The organism is Microbacterium schleiferi (assembly GCF_038150145.1).
In the GTDB taxonomy this organism is placed as follows: Bacteria; Actinomycetota; Actinomycetes; order Actinomycetales; family Microbacteriaceae; genus Microbacterium; species Microbacterium schleiferi_B.
This window is the reverse complement of the sequence record NZ_JBBWSA010000005.1, coordinates 254633-274692: the sequence shown is the minus strand read 5'-3', so window position 1 is coordinate 274692 and position 20060 is coordinate 254633. Positions and strand designations below refer to the sequence as shown.

At 65.8% G+C, this 20060-nt stretch carries 15 protein-coding genes, 2 tRNA genes and 1 other RNA gene; 9 read left to right on the top strand and 9 right to left on the bottom strand.

Annotated features, from left to right (window positions below; translation table 11 throughout):
• Nucleotides 1–117: 117 nt before the first annotated feature.
• The 3 genes from AADH62_RS07810 to AADH62_RS07800 are packed head-to-tail and all read right to left on the bottom strand — an operon-like array spanning nt 118 to nt 4701.
• Nucleotides 118–3111: a bifunctional [glutamine synthetase] adenylyltransferase/[glutamine synthetase]-adenylyl-L-tyrosine phosphorylase gene (locus tag AADH62_RS07810; protein WP_341578942.1), complete on the bottom strand. Its 2994-nt coding sequence runs from the start codon at nt 3109–3111 to the stop codon at nt 118–120.
• Nucleotides 3112–3128: 17 nt separating this feature from the next.
• A complete protein-coding gene (glnA, locus tag AADH62_RS07805; RefSeq protein WP_341578941.1) occupies nt 3129–4466 on the bottom strand; it encodes a type I glutamate--ammonia ligase in 1338 nt (445 codons plus the stop codon).
• 22 nt (nt 4467–4488) lie between these two features.
• Nucleotides 4489–4701, bottom strand: a complete 213-nt coding sequence (locus tag AADH62_RS07800; protein ID WP_228178877.1) for an SPOR domain-containing protein — start codon at nt 4699–4701, stop codon at nt 4489–4491.
• 72 nt (nt 4702–4773) lie between these two features.
• Here AADH62_RS07800 and ppgK point away from each other — a divergent pair, with 72 nt between their 5' ends.
• Nucleotides 4774–5571, top strand: a complete 798-nt coding sequence (gene ppgK / locus AADH62_RS07795) for a polyphosphate--glucose phosphotransferase (RefSeq protein WP_300593656.1) — start codon at nt 4774–4776, stop codon at nt 5569–5571.
• A gap of 40 nt (nt 5572–5611) precedes the next feature.
• Here ppgK and rnpB read toward each other — a convergent pair.
• From rnpB to AADH62_RS07780, 3 genes are all read right to left on the bottom strand, one after another.
• Nucleotides 5612–5970: RNase P RNA component class A (gene rnpB / locus AADH62_RS07790), an RNA gene on the bottom strand.
• 62 nt (nt 5971–6032) lie between these two features.
• The gene (locus tag AADH62_RS07785) at nt 6033–6764 is read right to left on the bottom strand and encodes a zinc ribbon domain-containing protein (RefSeq protein WP_341578940.1); all 732 of its coding nucleotides are present in this window, start codon (nt 6762–6764) and stop codon (nt 6033–6035) included.
• 1 nt (nt 6765) lies between these two features.
• A tRNA-Val gene (locus tag AADH62_RS07780) sits at nt 6766–6838 on the bottom strand.
• Between the two features lie 209 nt (nt 6839–7047).
• Here AADH62_RS07780 and aceE point away from each other — a divergent pair.
• The 7 genes from aceE (at nt 7048) to AADH62_RS07745 (ending at nt 16380) form a co-directional block, all read left to right on the top strand.
• Nucleotides 7048–9777: a pyruvate dehydrogenase (acetyl-transferring), homodimeric type gene (gene aceE, locus AADH62_RS07775; protein WP_341578939.1), complete on the top strand. Its 2730-nt coding sequence runs from the start codon at nt 7048–7050 to the stop codon at nt 9775–9777.
• Nucleotides 9778–9787: 10 nt separating this feature from the next.
• The gene (locus tag AADH62_RS07770; RefSeq protein ID WP_292709427.1) at nt 9788–11005 is read left to right on the top strand and encodes a PucR family transcriptional regulator; all 1218 of its coding nucleotides are present in this window, start codon (nt 9788–9790) and stop codon (nt 11003–11005) included.
• 85 nt (nt 11006–11090) lie between these two features.
• On the top strand, nt 11091–12026 hold the full coding sequence (locus AADH62_RS07765; RefSeq protein WP_341578938.1) for an ACP S-malonyltransferase: 936 nt from the start codon (nt 11091–11093) through the stop codon (nt 12024–12026).
• Nucleotides 12023–13024, top strand: a complete 1002-nt coding sequence (locus AADH62_RS07760) for a beta-ketoacyl-ACP synthase III (protein WP_341578937.1) — start codon at nt 12023–12025, stop codon at nt 13022–13024. Before AADH62_RS07765 ends, AADH62_RS07760 begins: the two co-directional genes overlap by 4 nt.
• Nucleotides 13025–13117: 93 nt before the next feature.
• Complete coding sequence (locus AADH62_RS07755) at nt 13118–13366, top strand: acyl carrier protein (RefSeq protein WP_195691493.1); 249 nt, start codon at nt 13118–13120, stop codon at nt 13364–13366.
• Between the two features lie 51 nt (nt 13367–13417).
• Nucleotides 13418–14653 (top strand): beta-ketoacyl-[acyl-carrier-protein] synthase family protein, encoded by a 1236-nt coding sequence (locus AADH62_RS07750; RefSeq protein ID WP_341578936.1) that lies wholly within the window; start codon nt 13418–13420, stop codon nt 14651–14653.
• A 437-nt stretch (nt 14654–15090) separates the two neighbouring features.
• The gene (locus AADH62_RS07745; RefSeq protein WP_341578935.1) at nt 15091–16380 is read left to right on the top strand and encodes a lipocalin family protein; all 1290 of its coding nucleotides are present in this window, start codon (nt 15091–15093) and stop codon (nt 16378–16380) included.
• 137 nt (nt 16381–16517) lie between these two features.
• Here AADH62_RS07745 and AADH62_RS07740 read toward each other — a convergent pair whose 3' ends face one another.
• Nucleotides 16518–17021 carry a DUF3145 domain-containing protein gene (locus AADH62_RS07740; protein ID WP_341578934.1) on the bottom strand — a complete coding sequence of 168 codons (504 nt, stop codon included), beginning with the start codon at nt 17019–17021 and terminating at the stop codon, nt 16518–16520.
• A gap of 241 nt (nt 17022–17262) precedes the next feature.
• Here AADH62_RS07740 and AADH62_RS07735 point away from each other — a divergent pair, with 241 nt between their 5' ends.
• The gene (locus tag AADH62_RS07735; RefSeq protein ID WP_341578933.1) at nt 17263–18849 is read left to right on the top strand and encodes an SPFH domain-containing protein; all 1587 of its coding nucleotides are present in this window, start codon (nt 17263–17265) and stop codon (nt 18847–18849) included.
• A gap of 63 nt (nt 18850–18912) precedes the next feature.
• On the opposite strand, the gene AADH62_RS07730 is transcribed toward AADH62_RS07735, so the two are convergent.
• Both AADH62_RS07730 and AADH62_RS07725 read right to left on the bottom strand, forming a co-directional pair.
• Nucleotides 18913–18986: transfer RNA gene (locus AADH62_RS07730), tRNA-Ile, on the bottom strand.
• A gap of 28 nt (nt 18987–19014) precedes the next feature.
• The gene (locus tag AADH62_RS07725; RefSeq protein WP_341578932.1) at nt 19015–20022 is read right to left on the bottom strand and encodes a DMT family transporter; all 1008 of its coding nucleotides are present in this window, start codon (nt 20020–20022) and stop codon (nt 19015–19017) included.
• Nucleotides 20023–20060 lie beyond the last annotated feature (38 nt).

The following is a 20060-nucleotide window of genomic DNA, read 5'->3' as shown; positions in this document are numbered from 1 at the left end:
CCCCTCCGGTTCTCAGATCCTCAAGCCGAGCTGTACTTCGGGGTCTGAGACCCGGTACGACGAAAGCCCCGCATCCGATCGGATGCGGGGCTTTCGCGTGAATAGATACGTGTGTGCTCAGCCGTAGAAGTACTTCTCGAACACTCGCCTGGCACGCCGGGTCGCACCCAAGTAGTCCTCTTCGACCTGGGATGCCGAGTGGGGCGGATACTCAAGCAGACGCGCGAGGCCGTCGAGCTTCTGTCGGTCGCTGGGCAGCACATCGCTCGTCTGCGCTGAAAGCAGCGTGTTCGCCGAACGCAGCCGACTCGCGAGCACCCAGGCGTGTCGTAGGCGATCCGCAGCACTCACGGGAACGAGACCGTGCGTCACGAGGGCGTCCAGTGCGCGCAGCGTCGATGTCGTGCGGAGGTCGGGCACCGCGCACGCGTGCTGAAGCTGGAGCAGCTGCACGAGCCACTCGACGTCGCTGAGGGAACCAGGGCCGAGCTTGAGATGGCGAGCCGGATCGATCCCCTGCGGGAGCCGTTCGTTCTCGACGCGCGCCTTGATGCGCTTGATCTCCCGTAACCCGTTCTCATCGGCGCGCTCGGGATAGCGGACTGTATCGGCGAGCTCCGTGAAGGCAGCGATGAGTTTCACACTCCCCGCCACACCCCGCGCGCGAAGGAGCGCCTGCGCCTCCCACGACAGCGACCACCGCTGGTAGTAAGCCGCATAGGAATCCAGCGACCGGACCATGGGGCCCGACCGCCCCTCCGGCCGAAGGTCGGCATCCAGATCGAGCGGGAGCCTCAGGTCTTCAGAGTGCTGACGAAGACCTGCAACGAGCGCGTTGGCCAGCTGTGCAGCACGCCCGTCGTCCACGCCGTTGGCGCGGTAGACGTAGAGCACATCGGCATCCGAGCCGAAGCCCAGTTCCGAACCGCCGAAGCGCCCCATCGCGATGACCGAGAAGTCAAGGGCGTCGTCCTCGGGAGGCACGACGTCCCGGCGCACTGCCCGAAGGGTTGCCTGGATCGTCACTTCGGTGATCGTGGTCAACGCCTCTGCGATCTCGTCGATCGACAGGATGCCGAGGACACCGCCCATTGCGGTGCGCAGCACCTCCCGTCGACGCAACGCCCGCACCGCTCGCGCTGCATCCTCGATGGAGCTGTGTCGGGTCTGAATGGCCCGCGCTTCTTCTTGCAGGGCGACGCCTGATCGCGGTCTCAGCTGGTCTTCGCCGTCCAGCCAGGCTGCCGACTCCGGAATCCACTCGACGAGCTCTCCGACGTACCGCGAGCCGGAGAGAACACGCGTCAGGCGTTCAGCCGCGCCCGTGGAATCCCGCAACATCCGAAGGAACCAGGGAGTATCGCCGAGACGCTCGCTCAGGCGCCGAAACGAGATCAGACCGTAGTCCGGATCGACGCCGTCGGCGAACCAACGGATCATCACCGGCATGAGGTGGCGCTGGATGGTCGCTTTTCGGCTGAGCCCTGTCGTGAGCGCGCGGATGTGGCGAAGCGCCCCAGGCGGATCACGGAAACCGATCGCCGCGAGCCGATCATGAGCCTGGTCTTCCGACAGGGCGCGTTCCTCGGCGGGTAGTGCGGCAACTGCCGACAGCAACGGCCGGTAAAACAGCCGAACGTGAATATCGCGGACTTCCCGTTTGATCGATTCCCACTGCGCGACGAGATCTGCGCCGGTATCAGCGAGACCGGACGAACGCGCCAAGACCCGCAACTCGTCGGGATCAGTCGGCATCAGGTGGGTGCGTGAGAGCCGACGCAACTGCAGACGGTGCTCGAGCAGCCGCAACAGGCGGTAGTCGCGCGCGAAGGCCGCGGCATCCGTGCGCCCGATGTAGCCCTCGGTCACCAGCGCGTCGATCGCAGCGAGCGTGCCCCGTTGCCTGATCGCCTCATCACTGACGCCATGCACCAGCTGCAGCAACTGCACCGTGAACTCCACGTCGCGGATGCCGCCCGGACCAAGCTTGATCTGCTGGGACACCTCGTCGGGCGGGATGTGGTCTGTGACGCGCTCGCGCATCCGTTGCACACTGTCCACGAAGTTCTCGCGCGTCGCGCTTGCCCACACCCCCGGCCGGACTGCGTCGATATACGCGTCTCCGAGGGTTCTATTGCCCGCGATGGGCCGAGCCTTCAGAAGTGCCTGGAACTCCCAGCTCTTCGCCCAGCGCTCGTAATAGGCCACGTGGGATTCGAGCGTGCGCACGAGAGCTCCCTGTTTGCCCTCAGGTCGCAGGTTCGGATCGACCTCCCACAGTGGAGGCTCGATCTCGACACCAGAGATGCCCCGCATTGTCTGAACGGCCAGGCGCGTGCCGATGTCAACGGCACGAGCCTCAGAGACGAGAGTCTCGTCATCCGTTCCCGCGACGAAGATGACGTCGACGTCAGAGACATAGTTCAGTTCGCGAGCCCCGCACTTGCCCATCCCGATGATCGCGAACTGCGTCGCATCGACCTGCTCCCGAGAGAACTGGCCCGCGGGTCCCCCCGTCGAGATGCGGGTCCTTGCGACGCACAGGGATGCTTCGAGAGCCGCTCCCGCCGCATCAGCGAGTGCAGCCGACACCGCGTCCAGGACTGCCTCCGGAGCGACGTGCGAGAGGTCGAACAGCGCGATACGGGCCAGTTGCGTCCGATACGCGACCCGCAGACGCACCCAGGCAGCCTCGGACCCGTCGTCGGCGAACCCTCCCTCCATCCCGACTGCACTCAGGAGAGCTTCACGAAGCTCAACCTCGGTCGGCAGATTGTCTGCGCCGCCCTCGAGATGCACGATCTCTCGTGGATGCCTGCCGTAGAACTCGCCGAAACCTCGCGAAGCACCGAGGAGCAGCCACAGGTGGGCCCATCTGCGTTCGTCAAGCGCCGCTACTCGCAGCGTGTCGGAATCACGACGCGCAACACGGAGAAGAGCCTGCAGCGCGGCGTCGGGGTCGGCGGCGCTTGCCGCCGGCGCCGCGACCTGAGCGCGGTCGATTCCGAGAGTCTCCGCTAGTTCGGTGAGCCCGGCATCGGCCTGAGCAAGTTCACTGAAGCCCGCGCGCGCAAGGTCGGTCAGACCCGTGGTCCGTTCGGTGGATGCCATCGACGGTACCGTGCGCGTCAGAGCATCTCGAGGTTGCTCTTCAGCTCGTACGGGGTGACCTGCGCACGGTACTGCTGCCAGTCACGGCGCTTGTTCAGCAGGACGTAGTTGAAGACCTGCTCACCCAGGGTTTCCGCGACGAGCTCGGAGTCTTCCATGTACTCCAGCGCGTGGTCGAGGCTGGCCGGAAGCGGCGCGTAGCCCAGCGCTCGGCGCTCAGAGTCAGTGAGCGACCACACGTTGTCCTCAGCCTCGGCGGGAAGCTCGTATCCCTCTTCAATGCCCTTGAGACCGGCAGCCAGGAGCAACGCATACGCGAGGTACGGGTTGGCTGCCGAATCCAGAGCACGATACTCGACACGCGAGGACTGACCCTTGTTGGGCTTGTACATCGGAACACGCACGAGCGCTGAGCGGTTGTTGTGGCCCCAGCAGATGAAGCTGGGCGCCTCGTCACCGCCCCAGAGACGCTTGTACGAGTTCACGAACTGGTTCGTCACAGCACTGATCTCATTTGCGTGGCGCAGGAGCCCCGCAATGAACTGCCGTCCAACCTTCGACAGCTGGTACTGGGCGCCCTCTTCGTAGAACGCGTTCACATCGCCCTCGAACAGAGACATGTGCGTGTGCATGCCGCTGCCAGGCTGACCGCTGAGGGGCTTGGGCATGAACGTTGCGTAGACGCCCTGCTCGATCGCGACCTCTTTGATGACCGTGCGGAAGGTCATGATGTTGTCCGCCGTCGCCAATGCGTCCGCGTAACGCAGGTCGATCTCGTTCTGCCCGGGACCGCCCTCGTGGTGGCTGTACTCGACCGAGATCCCCAAGTCTTCCAGCATCCTCACGGACCGACGACGGAAGTCGTGCGCCGTGCCGCCGGGAACGTTGTCGAAGTATCCTGCGGAATCGACCGGCTCTGGGCCGTCGGCTCCGTACGTCGATGACTTGAGGAGATAGAACTCGATCTCGGGATGCGTGTAGAACGTGAATCCCGCGTCCGCAGCCTTGGCCAGGGTCCGCTTGAGCACATGACGCGGGTCGGCGACGGCGGGCTGACCATCCGGAGTCGTGATGTCACAGAACATGCGCGCGGTCGGGTCGATCTCACCGCGCCACGGCAGGATCTGGAACGTCGTCGGGTCCGGGTGCGCCAGAAGGTCGGACTCGTAGGAGCGGGTGAGCCCTTCGATCGCGGATCCGTCGAAACCCAGGCCTTCCGTGAACGCGCCCTCAACCTCGGCTGGCGCGACGGCCACCGACTTGAGCGTGCCGATTACGTCGGTAAACCACAGGCGCACGAACTTGACGCCGCGCTCCTCGATCGTGCGAAGAACAAAGTCCCGCTGCTTGTCCATGGAGGTCCTCTCGGTACGAACGTCAGTGGGCGGCGCTGCCGCCGGAACCCCAGGAGTCTTCACGAGCTTCATCGTCAGCCCATGCGCGCGAGCGCTCCTTCATGATCTCCGGCGCCCGAGCCGCCTCTTCTGCGGTTTCAAACGGGCCGGCACGGTCGACCGCGGGCGACTCAAAGCCCTTCTCCACCTGACCAGTGGTCAGGTTGTACCAGTACTTCTCGGCGTCAGCGGACACGTCTGCTCCCTCGGTGGGTTCCGTTGACTCGATCCTACTGATCACAGGCGCGCGGATGGGTAGGCTGATCGCATGGCATCTGACCTGACCCGAGCAGTGGGCATCGACATCGGCGGCACGGGAATCAAGGGAGGTGTTGTCGACCTCGAAGCGGGTGAACTCGTCACCGATCGCATCAAGGTGCCCACTCCCCCGGGAGCGGAGCCGCCAGCAGTTCTGGATGCCGTCAAGCAGGTTCTCGAGACGCTCGAGGTCGCGGACACCGACATCCCGCTCGGCGTTGCATTCCCCGCGATCGTCAAGAATGGCAAGACCCTGTCGGCCGCAAACGTCTCGGACAAGTGGATCGGCTTCGAGGCTGAGAAGTTCTTCGAGGACGGCCTGGGCCGCGACATCCATTTCGCCAACGATGCGGATGTCGCCGGCGTCGCCGAGGTCCGGTACGGCGCCGCGAAGGGCGTCCAAGGCCTCGTTCTGCTCACAACCCTCGGAACCGGCATCGGCTCGGCCATGATCTACAACGGTGTGCTCATTCCCAACTCCGAGCTCGGCCACCTTGCCCGACCCGGCAAGGACAAGGATGCCGAGTACTACGCCGCCTACTCAGCGATGGAGCGCGAGGAACTGTCCTGGGAGAAGTGGGCCAAGCGGCTGCAGTGGTACTACAGCCACCTGGAGTTCCTCTTCTCCCCCGACCTTTTTGTCGTGGGCGGCGGGGTCTCGAAGCACCCGGAAGAGTTCCTGCCCCTGTTGAAGCTGAACACCCCGATCGTGCCGGCGGTGCACCGCAACAACTCAGGGATCATCGGCGCAGCCGCTCTCTCGCTGGGCGCGATGCCTCAGTTGGCTCAGACCACCGCAGCGGACTGAGCAGCGAGCCCTGTCGGGAACCGTAGGACTCCCGACAGGGCGAATGGGCCGGCCTGTACGCCGGGTTCTGTTCAGGAGCGTGAGCTCCGTCGACGGTCATCTCTCTCGGCGACGCGTTACCGCGCCGCTCTAGCGGCCTACCCGGGGACTCGGCGAGCCGCGTCGTCATCCCCTGTCTGGCCTTGCTCCGGGCGAGGTTTACCGTGCGGGCCGTGTCACCACGACCCCGGTGGTCTCTTACACCACCCTTTCACCCTTACCGGGACGAGCCCGGCGGTCTGCTTTCTGTGGCACTGTCTCGCGGATTGCTCCGGGTGGGTGTTACCCACCGCCCTGCCCTGTGGAGCCCGGACGTTCCTCGGCGTGGCATCGCCACGACGCGACCGTCCGGCCGACCCATTCGCACCGCCGAGTCTACGCGGGGTCCCTCGGGGTAGACCTGCCGGTGTGGCGCGCGTGGGCTAAAGGCCCGACTCTTCCGTGCGGACGAGGATGCAGCCGCACTCGGGGCACGTGACGACCGTCTCCGGTGCGGCGGCACGCAGCGCGCTGAGGTCGCTGCCAGCAAGCACCATGTGGCACCCGCCACACGTCTGTCGTGTCAACAAGGCGGCGCCGGCACTGCGCTGGGCGAGCTTGTCGTAGAGGCCGAGAAGATCCGACGCCACCGTCGCGGCGACAGCCTGACGGTCACGGGATGCTGCCTCCTGGCCTGCCTGGGCGTCCGAGACGGCTGCCTTGGCAGCGGCGCTCAAAGACGCGCCTTCGTCGTTGACCTCACGCAGGCGCGCCTCGAGACCCGCAACGATTTCTTCGGCAGCTTCCGCCCGCTCCATCGCCTCGAGGTCCGCGTCTTCGAGATCGCTCTTTCGCCGCGCCAGCGCGGCGAGCTCGTGCTCGAGGTTCTGCGCCTCTTTGGCATTAGCTGAGTCGGCCAGCCGTGCGCCATCCCGGGCAATGCGCGCCTCGACGACCTTCAGATCGTCGTCCAGGCGACGCTGCTCAGCACGGACATCATCGACATCTCCACGCGCGCGGACGAGCTCCTGATTCAGCTCCGTCCGCGTCTGCATCAGCTCCGATATCCGTGCTGCCTGAGCAGGTGAGCGCGCCTCGACCGCGGCACGACGGATGCGGGCATCGAGGGCAGCGACCTCGAGAAGACGGCGCTGATCGTCGGGACTCGCATTCATGTGGGCCCTGCCGGGATCGAACCGACGACATCCACGGTGTAAACGTGGCGCTCTACCAGCTGAGCTAAAGGCCCTCGAGGCGAGTCTACGGGGCGCAGGAGGCATCCGCCGTTTCGGATGACCCGGCCGCAACGCCCCGACCGCTCCCACCGGATGCGGGACTCGCTAGGCTGGGTCGTGGTCTGCCGTACAGACACGCGCACGACCAGACCCTGCGATGCTCACCCTGCAGCGCACGGCCGCCCGTTCGTGGCACACCCTGCCCGTCGAAGAAAGGTTTCACGTGACCGTCAACGATCAGGATCCGTACTCGCAGGGACCGCTCGACAGCGACCCCGACGAGACCGCGGAATGGCAGGAGTCCCTCCAGCAGCTCGTCTCGGCCAAGGGCCACGGGCGAGGCAGGGAAATCATGCTGAGCCTGTTGCAGACCTCGCACGAGCTCCAGCTCAATGTGCCGCAGGTGCCGACCACGGACTACATCAACACGATCTCGCCGGATGCCGAGCCCGAGTTCCCCGGTGACGAAGAGCTCGAGCGCCGCTACCGGCGCTGGATCCGCTGGAATGCGGCCATCACGGTGCACCGCGCGCAGCGCCCCGGCATCAGCGTCGGTGGTCACATCTCGACCTACGCCTCCTCGGCATCCCTCTACGAGGTCGGCTTCAACCACTTCTTCCGCGGTCCGGATCACCCCTCAGGCGGCGACCAGATCTTCATCCAGGGGCACGCCTCGCCCGGAACCTACGCTCGTTCGTTCCTCGAAGGTCGCCTGACCGAGGCGCAGCTCGACGGCTTCCGGCAGGAGAAGTCAGCGGCCCCCAACGGTCTTCCGTCGTACCCGCACCCGCGTCTCATGCCGGACTACTGGCAGTTCCCGACAGTGTCGATGGGTCTGGGGCCGATCAACGCGATCTACCAGGCGATGACCAACAAGTACCTGACGAACCGTGGCATCAAGGATGTCGGCGACAGCCACGTCTGGGCATTCCTCGGTGACGGCGAGATGGACGAGGTCGAAAGCCGCGGCCAGCTTCAGGTCGCCGCGAACGAGGGCCTGGACAATCTCACGTTTGTCATCAACGCGAACCTCCAGCGCCTTGACGGGCCGGTGCGCGGCAACGGGAAGATCATCCAGGAGCTGGAGAGTTTCTTCCGGGGTGCGGGCTGGAACGTCATCAAGGTCGTGTGGGGAACCGGCTGGGACGAGCTGCTCGCCAAAGACACCGACGGCGCGCTCGTGCACCTCATGAACACCACCCCGGACGGTGACTTCCAGACCTACCGTGCTGAAGATGGGGCGTTCATCCGTGAGCACTTCTTCGGCCGCGACGAACGCACCGCAGCCCTCGTGAAGGACTGGAGCGACGAGGAGATCTGGGGCAAACTGCGCCGCGGTGGTCTCGACTACCGCAAGGTCTACGCCGCCTACAAGGCAGCAGTCGAGCACAAGGGCCAGCCCACCGTGATCATCGCCAAGACGATCAAGGGTTACGGTCTCGGCCATCACTTCGAGGGACGCAACGCGACCCACCAGATGAAGAAGATGACGCTCGAGGACCTCAAGCACTTCCGCGACTCGATGCGCATCCCGATCTCGGATGCCCAGCTCGAGGAGAACCCGTACCTGCCGCCGTACTACAACCCCGGCCCGCAGGACGAGACGATCCAGTACATGATGGAGCGACGCCGCGCACTCGGCGGGTTCCTCCCCCAGCGCCGGACCTCGCACACCCCGATCACGCTGCCGGGCGACGATGTCTACGCGCTTCCGAAGAAGGGCTCGGGAACGCAGGAAGTCGCCACGACGATGGCGTTCGTCAGACTCCTGAAGGATCTGCTGCGCGCGAAGGGCTTCGGCAACCGCATCGTGCCGATCATTCCGGACGAGGCACGGACCTTCGGTATCGACGCGTTCTTCCCCACCCAGAAGATCTACAACCCGCACGGCCAGAACTACACGTCGGTCGACCGCGATCTGCTTCTTGCCTACAAGGAGAGCCCGCAGGGTCAGATCATGCACGTCGGCATCAACGAGGCCGGCGCGCTGGCTGCGTTCACCGCTACGGGCACGTCGTACGCAACGCACGGCGAGCCGCTCATTCCCGTCTACGTCTTCTATTCGATGTTCGGATTCCAGCGCACGGGCGATGCCCAGTGGGCTGCCGGCGACCAGATGACTCGCGGTTTCGTGATCGGCGCGACCGCCGGACGCACGACCCTGACGGGTGAAGGTCTACAGCACGCCGACGGCCACTCCCACCTCCTGGCCTCAACGAACCCGGCAACGGTCTCGTATGACCCGGCGTACGGGTACGAGATCGCGCACATCGTGCAGTCCGGCCTGGAGCGGATGTACGGCGGGCACCACCCCGATCCCGACGTCATGTACTACCTCACGGTCTACAACGAGCCGATCGTGCAGCCCGCGGAGCCCGAGGGCGTGGATGTCGAAGGCATCGTGCGCGGCATCCATCGCATCTCCACCGCCGAAGGCGACGGCCCGCGCGCGCAGATTCTGGCGTCGGGGGTCGGTGTGCCGTGGGCGCTCGAAGCCCAGCAGTTGCTGCGCGACGATTGGGGCGTTCAGGCCGACGTGTGGTCGGTGACGTCGTGGACGGAGCTGCGCCGCGACGGACTCGCCGCCGACGAGCACAACTTCTTGCACCCCGAGAATGAGCCTCGCCGCGCCTACATCAGCGAGAAGCTGCAGGATGCCGAGGGCCCCGTGGTCGCCGTCAGTGACTTCATGCACGCCGTTCAGGATCAGATCCGTCCGTGGGTTGCGGGGCGCTTTGCAACGCTCGGCGCCGATGGCTTCGGCTTCTCGGACACCCGCCCGGCAGCACGACGCTTCTTCAAGATCGACGGCCCCTCGATTGTGGTTCGCACGCTGCAGGCATTGGCTGAGGACGGCGTCATCGACCGCGCCCTCGCCGGCCAGGCGATCCGCAAGTACGACCTGCACAACGTCAAGGCGGGCACCAGCGGAAACGCGGGCGGGGAGAGCTGACGCCCCGGCCATGACAGCGCATCCCACCGACAAGGCCGAGACTCTGGCGTGGCTACGCCGCATCTCGGGGGATCTCGCCACCGCGACGATCCAGCGGCTCGAGCAGAGCCTGCCCTGGTACTCCGAGATGCCGCCTGCACGTCGGTCCGCGGTGGGCCTGGTAGCCCAGGCCGGTATCACGTCGTTCATCCAGTGGTACGACGATCCGCAGTCGACACCGTGGATCGCCGCCGACATCTTCGCCGCTGCGCCCCGAGAACTCTTGCGCAGTGTGAGCCTGCAGCAGACGCTGCAGCTCATCCGCGTGTCGGTAACGGTGACCGAGGAGCGGATCGCGAGCAAGAGCGAGAGCCTGCGCGAAGCGATCCTCCTCTACTCACGGGAGGTCGCGTTCGCGGCGGCCGACGTGTATGCCCGAGCCGCCGAGGCGCGCGGGCTGTGGGATGCACGGCTGGAAGCGCTCGTCGTAGATTCGATCCTCACGGGCGAAACCGATGAGGAGCTTCCAAGCCGGATCGCGGCGCTCGGATGGCACGGTCACGGAGAAGTCGCCGTTCTGGTGGGCACGACACCGCCGCAGTTCGACGTCGACCAGCTGCGCCGAACCGCACGCAAGCTCGGCGTGGATGTGCTCATCGGGGTGCAGGGATCCCGATTGGTTCTGGTGATTGGGAGGTCAGAGCCGTCACCGCGCTCGGAAGACGCAGAGCAGGACTTGCCCTTCCCCGAGATCGCTCGGCGCCTCGAGCCCGGCTTCGGGCCGGGATACCTCGTGCTCGGCCCCGCGGTGCCGGCGCTAGTCGATGCCAGCATGAGCGCCCGCGCGGCACTGGCGGGATTTGCCGTTGCCCGCGCGTGGCGGCATGCGCCGCGGCCGGTCGAGGCCGATGACCTGCTTCCGGAGCGCGCCCTGGCCGGTGATCCGTTGGCAAAACAGACCTTGATCGAGCGCATCTACCGCCCGCTGCACGCCCATTCGACGGACCTGGTTACGACCCTGTGGAGCTACCTCGACAACGGTCGGTCGCTCGAGGCCACAGCGCGCGAGCTGTTCGTGCACCCCAACACCGTTCGGTATCGCCTCAAGCGCGTTTCGGAAGTCATCGGCTGGGATGCCACAGGTCCCCGCGAGGCCCTCATCCTCCAGACCGCGCTCATCCTGGGGTCGATGGGCACCGAGTCAGTGCGTCGCCGACCTGCCGCGCTGCACCGCCGCGTATCAGCGTGATCGTGTAGACGCGCGACAAACGAATGCGCGGTTTCTCGATCAGAATCTCCAGAATGACCTCACAACACGCTGGCAGGATGGGATGGTGATGATCGCCGTCTTCCCCGGTCAAGGCTCCCAGACACCAGGATTCCTCCGGCCCTGGCTCGAGCTCGATGGAGTCCGTGCGCGGCTCGAGCAGTTCTCGCAGTGGGCAGAGGTCGACCTCATCGAAGCGGGAACCGAGGCGGATGCCGACACCATCCGCGACACGCGCATTGCGCAGCCGCTCATCGTCGCGGCCTCGGTGTTGTCGTGGGAGCTCTTCACCCAGCGCGTCTCTGCGCCTGTCGACGGGGTAGCCGGGCATTCCGTGGGCGAGTTCGCCGCGCTGGCTGCGGCGGGTGTCATCGATGCGGAGACTGCCCTACGACTTGTCGGGATCCGCGGCCGGGCGATGGCCGATGCCGCATCGCTCGCAGAAACCGGAATGAGCGCCGTCATCGGTGGCGACCAGGCCATCGTCGAGGAGCGCCTCGCCGCCCTTGAGCTCACACCGGCGAACTTCAACGGGGGTGGCCAGATTGTGGCGGCAGGTGCGGCAGCGGCGCTCGCCGCGCTGAGCGCCGAGCCACCGGCGGGGACCCGCGTGATTCCGCTCTCGGTTGCGGGCGCCTTCCACACGCACTACATGGCGCCAGCGGTCGAGACACTGCGGTCAGCCGTAGCAGCCGTGGCCCCGTCCGATCCGGGCACGCAGCTGTGGACGAATCGGGACGGTTCGCTGGTAAGCAGCGGCTCAGAAGCGCTTTCACTCGTCGTCGATCAGGTTGCATCCCCCGTTCGGTGGGACGCGTGCATGCAATCGTTCGCAGCCGCGGGCGTCACGGGACTCATCGAGTTCGCTCCCGGCGGCACGCTCGTCGGCCTCGCGAAGCGTGCTCTGCGCGGAGTACCCTCAGTCGCGGTCAAGACTCCCGAAGACCTCACGTCAGCCGCCGAGCTTGTGGCCACCGCATCCGCTCAAGGAGAAGCCGAATGACCGCGTCCCTTCGTCAGCCCCAGGGCGCTGCGCACACCCGGATCTATGCCTACGGCGCAGCGCGGGGCGAGCGCGTCGTTCCGAACGATGAGCTCGTCGGCCCGATCGACTCAAGCGACGAGTGGATCCGCCAGCGGACGGGAATCGTGACCCGCGTGCGCGCGGTGGAAACGACCACCGCGATCGACCTCGCGGCGGATGCCGCCGCCGAAGCCGTCTCGAAGTCGGGCGTCTCGCCGGACAAGATCGACGCCGTGATCGTGGCGACGATCTCCAACCCCCGGCAGACCCCGTCAGTTTCGGCGATTGTTGCGGAGCGCATCGGAGCAAAGGATGCCGCAGCGTACGACCTCAACGCCGCATGTGCGGGGTTCGCGTACGGCGTGGGGCAGGCCGATGCTCTCATCCGCGGGGGCGGCGCACACTACGCCGTCGTGATCGGAGCTGAGAAGCTCAGTGACATCGTCGACCCGACCGACCGCTCGATCTCTTTCCTCCTCGGCGACGGTGCGGGGGCTGCCGTTGTCGGCCCCTCGGAGACACCGGGGATCGGCCCGACGGTGTGGGGCTCGGATGGCTCGAAGGCGGACGCCGTCGGGATGAACCACACCCTGACGGAGTTCCGCGACGGTAAAGCACCGTGGCCGACGCTGCGCCAGGAGGGCCCGACGGTCTTCCGCTGGGCGGTATGGGAGATGGTCAAGGTTGCCCGTGAGGCCCTTGCGGCTGCGGGAGTTGAGGCATCCGACCTCGCTGCCTTCGTTCCGCACCAGGCGAACATGCGAATCATCGACGAGTTCGCCAAGCAGCTCGGGCTTCCCGAGTCCGTCGTGATCGGACGCGACATCGAGACGACCGGAAACACCTCCGCCGCCTCCATCCCGCTCGCCACGCACCGGCTTCTCGAGGAACACCCCGAACTGAGCGGCGGCCTGGCCCTGCAGATCGGTTTCGGAGCGGGCCTGGTGTACGGCGCGCAGGTCGTCGTCCTTCCGTGAGGCCCGAGCCTCGAACTCTAGACTGGCAGGACGGCCTCACCTGAGGCCCACACCGACCACAACCCATCCATATCAACCCAGAGGGAGATACCCATGGCACTCACAAACGACGACGTCCTCGCAGGACTCGCCGAGCTCATTACCGACGAGACCGGCATCTCTGCCGACGAGGTCGCCATGGAGAAGTCGTTCACCGACGACCTCGACATCGACTCGATCTCGATGATGACCATCGTCGTCAACGCCGAGGAGAAGTTCGGCGTGACGATTCCCGACGACGAGGTCAAGAACCTCAAGACCGTCGGCGACGCCGTCACCTACATCACGTCGAACCAGGCGTGACCCCATCTCCGGTGGGGGCGCCGCCCCCACCGGACCATCCCTGAGGACTACATGAGCAGTTCACGTATCGTCGTCACCGGTATCGGAGCCACGACCCCCATCGGAGGAACGGCGCCAGAGTCCTGGTCGGCACTGCTGGCCGGCGAATCCGGTGCGCGCTCGCTCGAGCACGACTGGGTCGCGAAGTACGAGCTTCCCGTGACGTTCGCCGCCTCGGCACGCGTCCCGGCAGACACCGTGCTCGCCCGGCCCGAAGCCAAGCGTCTCGACCCGTCGTCTCAGTACGCACTGGTCGCTGCCCGCGAAGCGTGGGCCGATGCCGGCAGCCCGGACGTCGACCCCGAGCGCCTCGGCGTCGACTTCGCCACCGGAATCGGCGGCCTGTGGACTCTCCTCGACGGGTGGGACACCCTTCGCGAAAAGGGACCGCGTCGCGTCATGCCGATGTCGGTTCCCATGCTCATGCCCAATGCTCCTGCTGCGGCTATTTCGATGCACCTGGAAGCGCGGGCATACGCGCGCACTGTGGCTTCGGCCTGTGCATCCAGCACCGAGTCGATCGTCAACGCGGTCGAGCACATCCGCCTCGGCCTCGCAGATGTCGTGATCGCGGGCGGCACCGAGTCGGTCATCCACCCGATCACTCTCGCCGCCTTCTCCTCGATGCAGGCCCTGTCACGCCGCAACGACGACCCGGCTCACGCGTCACGCCCCTACAGCATCGACCGTGACGGTTTCGTCATGGGTGAGGGCGCCGCCGCCCTGGTGCTCGAGACCGAAGAACACGCGCGTGCCCGCGGTGCCCGGATCTACGCCGTCGTGGCCGGCGGCTCCGTCACGGCTGACTCGTACCACATCACGGCTCCCGAGCCCGAGGGTCTCGGCGCTTCCCGCGCAGTTCTGCAGGCTCTCGCGCAAGCTGACGCATCCGTCGATGACGTGACGCACATCAACGCACACGCCACCTCGACACCGACCGGAGACATCGCCGAATACAAGGCGCTGCTGTCGGTCTTCGGTGACCGCGTTCACGAGATCCCCGTGTCGGCAACCAAGGGCTCCACGGGACACCTGCTCGGCGGTACCGGCGCTCTGGAGGCCGTCTTCACCGTCTTGGCGCTGCACAACCGTATCGCTCCCCCGACGATCAACATCACGGAGCAGGATCCCGAGATCCCGCTGCGGGTGGGCGAAGCTGTCGAACTCGGTGACGGCGATCACGTCGCGATCAGTAACTCCTTCGGATTCGGCGGACACAACGCCGTCGCTGCGTTCCGCAGTATCTAAGGGCACCCTGCACGGCTGACCTCATGTGGAAGACTCGACACGTGGGTTCTGTTCGCGCGATGGTGCTGGCTCCGGTCCTTGCGCTGTGCCTCCTTGGGCTGAACGCATGCACGTTCGGACCTCCGACGGCTGCGCCTGATGCCGCAACATCCCCCTCGGCATCGCCGTCTGCAACCATCCAGGGACGTGTGGCGACCCCGACCCCCGCCCCCACGGCAATCACACGTCCGACGCCGTCGCCTTCCACACCAACAGGTCCAGGAAGCGGCGGCGGCGGTGGCGGTGGCGGTAGTTCCCATCGCCCGGCGCCGCAGCCAACACCGAATCCCGCGCCGACGCCCACCCCGACGCCGACAATTCCACCGGCGTGCCCCACCAGCAACACTCCCCCGACAGATCCCGTCCTCGCGTTTGGCTCGATCGCCGAGTACTCCCCGGTGCCGCTCGCGCAGGGGCGCGACTGCACCGGATTTCGGGCCTATCTGTCCACGGGGCTCCCCCAGTACGACTCGCAGTCCTATGAGTTTTTCGGGCACCTTGTCGGCAGTGACGGCAGCATCAACGCGATCGCCTTGATGTCACAGGGAAACTCCGTCATCCCGGGCCTCCAGGTGCCCCTCCTCACCATCGAGGAGTCAGGTCTCATCTTCAACCGCCTCGACCAGAACACCGGTCCCGCGTTCGGCGGAATCGATGGCCTTGCCGACATCACGGTTCCCACGAGCATCACTTACCAGCCGTGGGCCATCCACGTCGAGCAGCAGAACCACGGCGAGCTGCCTCAGACGGTCGATATGAGGATCGTTTCCGGCACCATCGGTGCCGTGGGCGCGGTTTACGAGCTCACCGTCTCGCTCGACACCGGGATCTACCAGTCCGGCGTCAGCGAGCCGACCACACTGACAATCCGGGCACGCGATACGACAGGGATCATTCAGTGGGGGTACGGACCCAACGGGTTCTTCCCGCTGTGGATGTTCGATGGGACTCCGCTGCCCTCATCCGGTGGCCCGATCGCCACGACCGATCAGCGCACGGCCATCATGAACACGTATGGCGGAGACATCGGAAGCTACCTGGCCGCCACAGGCGACCCGATGACCGGGCAGGGCTCGCACTACTACTCGATGCCGCTCGTCGAGGTCGAGTCGTGGTCGATTCAGATCGGTTCGACATACGCCGGCGGCGGCACGGGCGGCGTGCTGTTCTTCGACAATCTGACTGAGACGTACAACGATTCCGCGAAGTACATCGTGAGCAACGGGTACGCATGGACGGAGTTCTCGGTCCAACTCCCCGATACCGAACAGGGCATGCTGATCGCGGTGACAGGTCAGCAGGATGTCGGAAATCTGTACTACGCCATGCTCGGCGGTGCCGGCTCCTCGCAATCAGCCAATGGCACGCTGAAGCCGACCACCAACTGGCCGCAGGGCGCGATCCACATCACGCCAGACCCGGCAAGCGCGTGGACTTCGCCGCACAGCTGCTACGTCTACGAGCTTTCCTACGCCGTGAAACTGGATGCCTCAGCATCGCGCCCCGGCGCTGACCTCGTGTTCCGTGCCACCGCGCAGGATCAGGAACTGAACGCTCTCGGACGCGCGGTCTACGAGGGTCTCTTCTCCTACTCCGGCACACTCGACGGAAAGGCTGTCAGCGGGTACGCCTGGGGCGAGATCCAAGGCCGCCCGCCGGCCGGGCATCCAACGCCGCCGAACTGCTGACGCCAGAGGCAGAACGGGTTCCTCCGCACCATCGCTCAGAGGAACCCGTTCTCATCGTCACGTGCTGCCACGCTCTCCCAGCGCCGGGAATCGTTTCATCCGACATCCGGTACGCACGCGCGCGGCACGCGAAGCTTCTACCCCACTTTGTGCAGCCACACCACCGGCGCGTCGTCACTGGCGTGACGGAACGGCTCGAGTTCGTCATCCCATGCCGAACCGAGCGCGACCTGCAGTTCGCGCTGCATGTCATGGATGTCCCGTGCCGCGAGCTCCATCGCGTAGCGGATCCGGTCCTCCCCCACGACGACGTTACCCGCGGCATCCGTCTGAGCGTGATGGATGCCGAGGTCCGGGGTGTGCATCCATCGCGCACCGTCTGAGGTCGCCGACGGGTCTTCGGTCACCTCGAAACGCAGGTGCTCCCAGCCGTGCATGGCGGAGGTGATCGCGGCTCCTGTGCCGATGGGTCCCGACCAGAAGTACTCCGCCCGTCGGGCGCCTGGCAATACGGGTTGGTCCACCCAGTCAAAGTTCACCGCGCGACCGAGCGCGCGGCCCACCGCCCACTCCAAGTGGGGGCACAACGCCCGCGGCGCGGAGTGAATCATCACCACACCGCGCGTCATTGATGTAGCCATGTTGATCTCCGTTCTGAGGTGCGTCTTCCCCAACGTCCTCAGGAGATCTGTGGCTGTTCTCTTATCGCGCCCATTATCGCCCGCTGCGACCCGAATCACAAGCCTGTCATTCCGAGGTGACCTCGGCGCGAACTGGGGCTTTGCCAGAGACCGACCGTCTGAAAGGCTGGGTTGGGGGGCCACACGCGACTCTCGCAGCGCGCCTGCTCTGGCGTGCCTGCCCAAACCGAAGGAGACGTCCATGGAGGCAGCCGGATTTGTCGGCATTCTGATCATCATCGGGGTAGCAGTCGTCGCAGCGATCATCGTCGCGCTCATCGGGCTCCTGCTCGCGAGGGCCTGGATCAAGGTGGCCCGCGCAGACGAAGCCCTCGTCATCTCGGGCCGCAAGCAGCGCGTCCAGACCACAGTGATGGATGCCGACGGCACGAGTAGGTCGGAGATGACCGAGTCGCCGGTCACCGTGATCGTCAACGGCAAGTCGCTCGTGAATCCCCTCACCCAGCGCCACGAGATCATCTCGCTGCGCTCTCGCCAGGTGTCGTTGAACGCCGAGGCCCAGTCGCTCGACAACGTCACGCTCAACGTCGATGGCGTCGCTATCGTCAAGATCGGATCGGACCCGGTTTTCGTCCGCCGGGCCGCCGAGCGTTTCGCGTCGCAGGACAAGGCGATCGAGCAGTTCACCACCGAGCAGCTTGAGGGAGCGCTCCGCGGAATCGTCGCGACGCTGTCTGTCGTCGAGCTCATGCGGGAGCGCAAGAAGTTCTCGGATCAGATTGCCGCCGATGTCTCCCAGGAGCTCGCCGAGCAGGGACTCATTCTGGACTCCTTCCAGATCAAGGGGATCACCGACGCAATGGGGTATATCCAGTCCCTCGGAGCGCCAGAAATCCAGGCCAAGCGCCAGGCTGCCGAAATCGCGCAGACCAACGCCGACCGTGCGATCAACCAGAAGAACATCGCGAACCAGGAAGCGAACCTGATCGAGCAGACGGCGCTGGACACCAACACCGCCAATGCGAACGCCGGTATCGGTCGCGCTCGCGCGGAGGCCGAACAGGCCGAGCAGCTCGCGAGAGCTCAGGCTGAACAGGCCGTGTTGCAGCAGCAGGCCGAGAACCGGCAGGCGCAGCTGGATGCCGACGTCAAACGTGTCGCCGACGCTCAGCGGTACGAGGCCGAGACGCGTGCTCAGGCCGAGCTCTACACCCGTGAGCGCGCGGCAGAGGCTGCTGCCATCGAGAAGATCAAAGAGGCGGAGGCTCGCACGCGGATCGCCGAGCAGCAGGCAGAGGCAGATCGCGCCCGCGCCGCCGGTGAGGCAGCCGCTGCCGAGGCTCGCGCCGCCGGTGAGGCGAGTGCCCTGCGTGCCCTTGCTGACGCAGAAGCCACCGCACGGCGCCTGCGCGCAGAGGCGGAGGCCGACGCAATCCGGGCCGAAGGTCAGGCTCGTGCCGAGTCGATCGAGGCCGAGGCAGAAGCCATCGCCTCCAACCAAGAGGCGATCCTGTCTCAGCGTGTGCTCGATGTTCTCCCCTCGATCATGGCGGAGTTCGCGAAGGGCTATTCTGCTATCGGCAACGTGTCGATCGTCGGCGGCGGCTCCGGCGAGGAGGGCGCATCCCGCGTCATCGGCGCCGACAGCGCGACAGCAATGAAGTCCGTGTTCGACAGTGTGCAGGCGGCGACCGGCATCGACCTCGCCTCAATCATCCAGGGGCAGACCGTTGGCCGCGCCTTCGGCGCTGGCATGGCGGATGCCGCTGCGAGCGACCCCGCATCCGTCCCGAGGGCATCGAAGGGCGCGGTAAAGCCGAAGTCGTAGTAGTACTCACCGGCAACACCCCCACAACGAAGAGAACCCCACCAGAGGGCGGGGTTCTCTTCGTAGGGCGGGTGGGACTTGAACCCACGATCGTCGGGTTATGAGCCCGCTGCCTTGACCAGCTTGGCCACCGCCCCCTGTCAGATCAGCGTACCGGGCGTGCGCTCACGACGAGGACTTCGGTCCGTCTGAGGACGGATCATCGGACGAGCTTCCGCGCGTGAACGGTAGCTCCAGGCTGTCGCTGATCACCTGCGGGTGGTTGCGCGCCAGGCTGATCACTCCGTAGATCGCAAGCGCGCCGGCGATGCCGAACCCGATGAAAGCCCACAGTGGTGCAGTCTCGGCCTCTTGCAGGACGACGAGGCCGATCGCGACCGCAACGATCGGGTCGATCACGGTGAGACCCGCGATCACAAGATCGGGTGGACCGAGGCTGTATGCAGTCTGGACGAAGTACGCCCCGACCCCAACCGCAGCCAGCAAGGCAACCACGCACAACAAAGTGAGCCAGTCGAAGTTCTGGTCGCGGATCCTACTCAAGACGACTTTCGCGAGCGTCGCCACGAAACCGTACAGAACCCCCGAAGCGACGATATAGAACAGCGCGAGGCCGTGCTTGCGGAACACCAGCCAGAGAACCGCGAAGATGACGATGGTCACGGCCAACAGACCGAGGATGATGAGCAGCTGCGCTTGAGTGACGGGACGCTCGGTGGCGAAGAACGCGGCAATCGTGACGAAGATGAAGATGCCGCCGACCGCGGCAACGATCGACCGGATCGATTGGCGTGTCGGGCGATGTCCGCTGATGCGCGCGTTCAACAGGGTCGTGATGACCAGCGAGACGGCGCCGAGAGGCTGGACGACGATCAGCGGTGCTACGGAGAGTGCAGCCAGCTGACAAACGATTGCCAGGCCGAGCATGATGGTGCCCGCCAACCACGATGGCCGTCGTAGCAAGTTCAGAAGGTGGTTGCGGTCGAGTCCGTTCCCACCGGATCGGCCGGTGACCTTCTCGACCTTCTGGACTCCCCGGTACTGATACTGCGCTCCGAACGACATGAAGATGGCGCCGAGCAGCGCGAGAGGAATACCCGCGAGAATAGCGGGGTCGCGGAACGCCTCGGTGATCTGGTCGGTCACACTTGCCGACACGGTCAGGAGGAGCACATTTCGACCCTATCCCGGCGTCGGCCAGACGCCGTGTG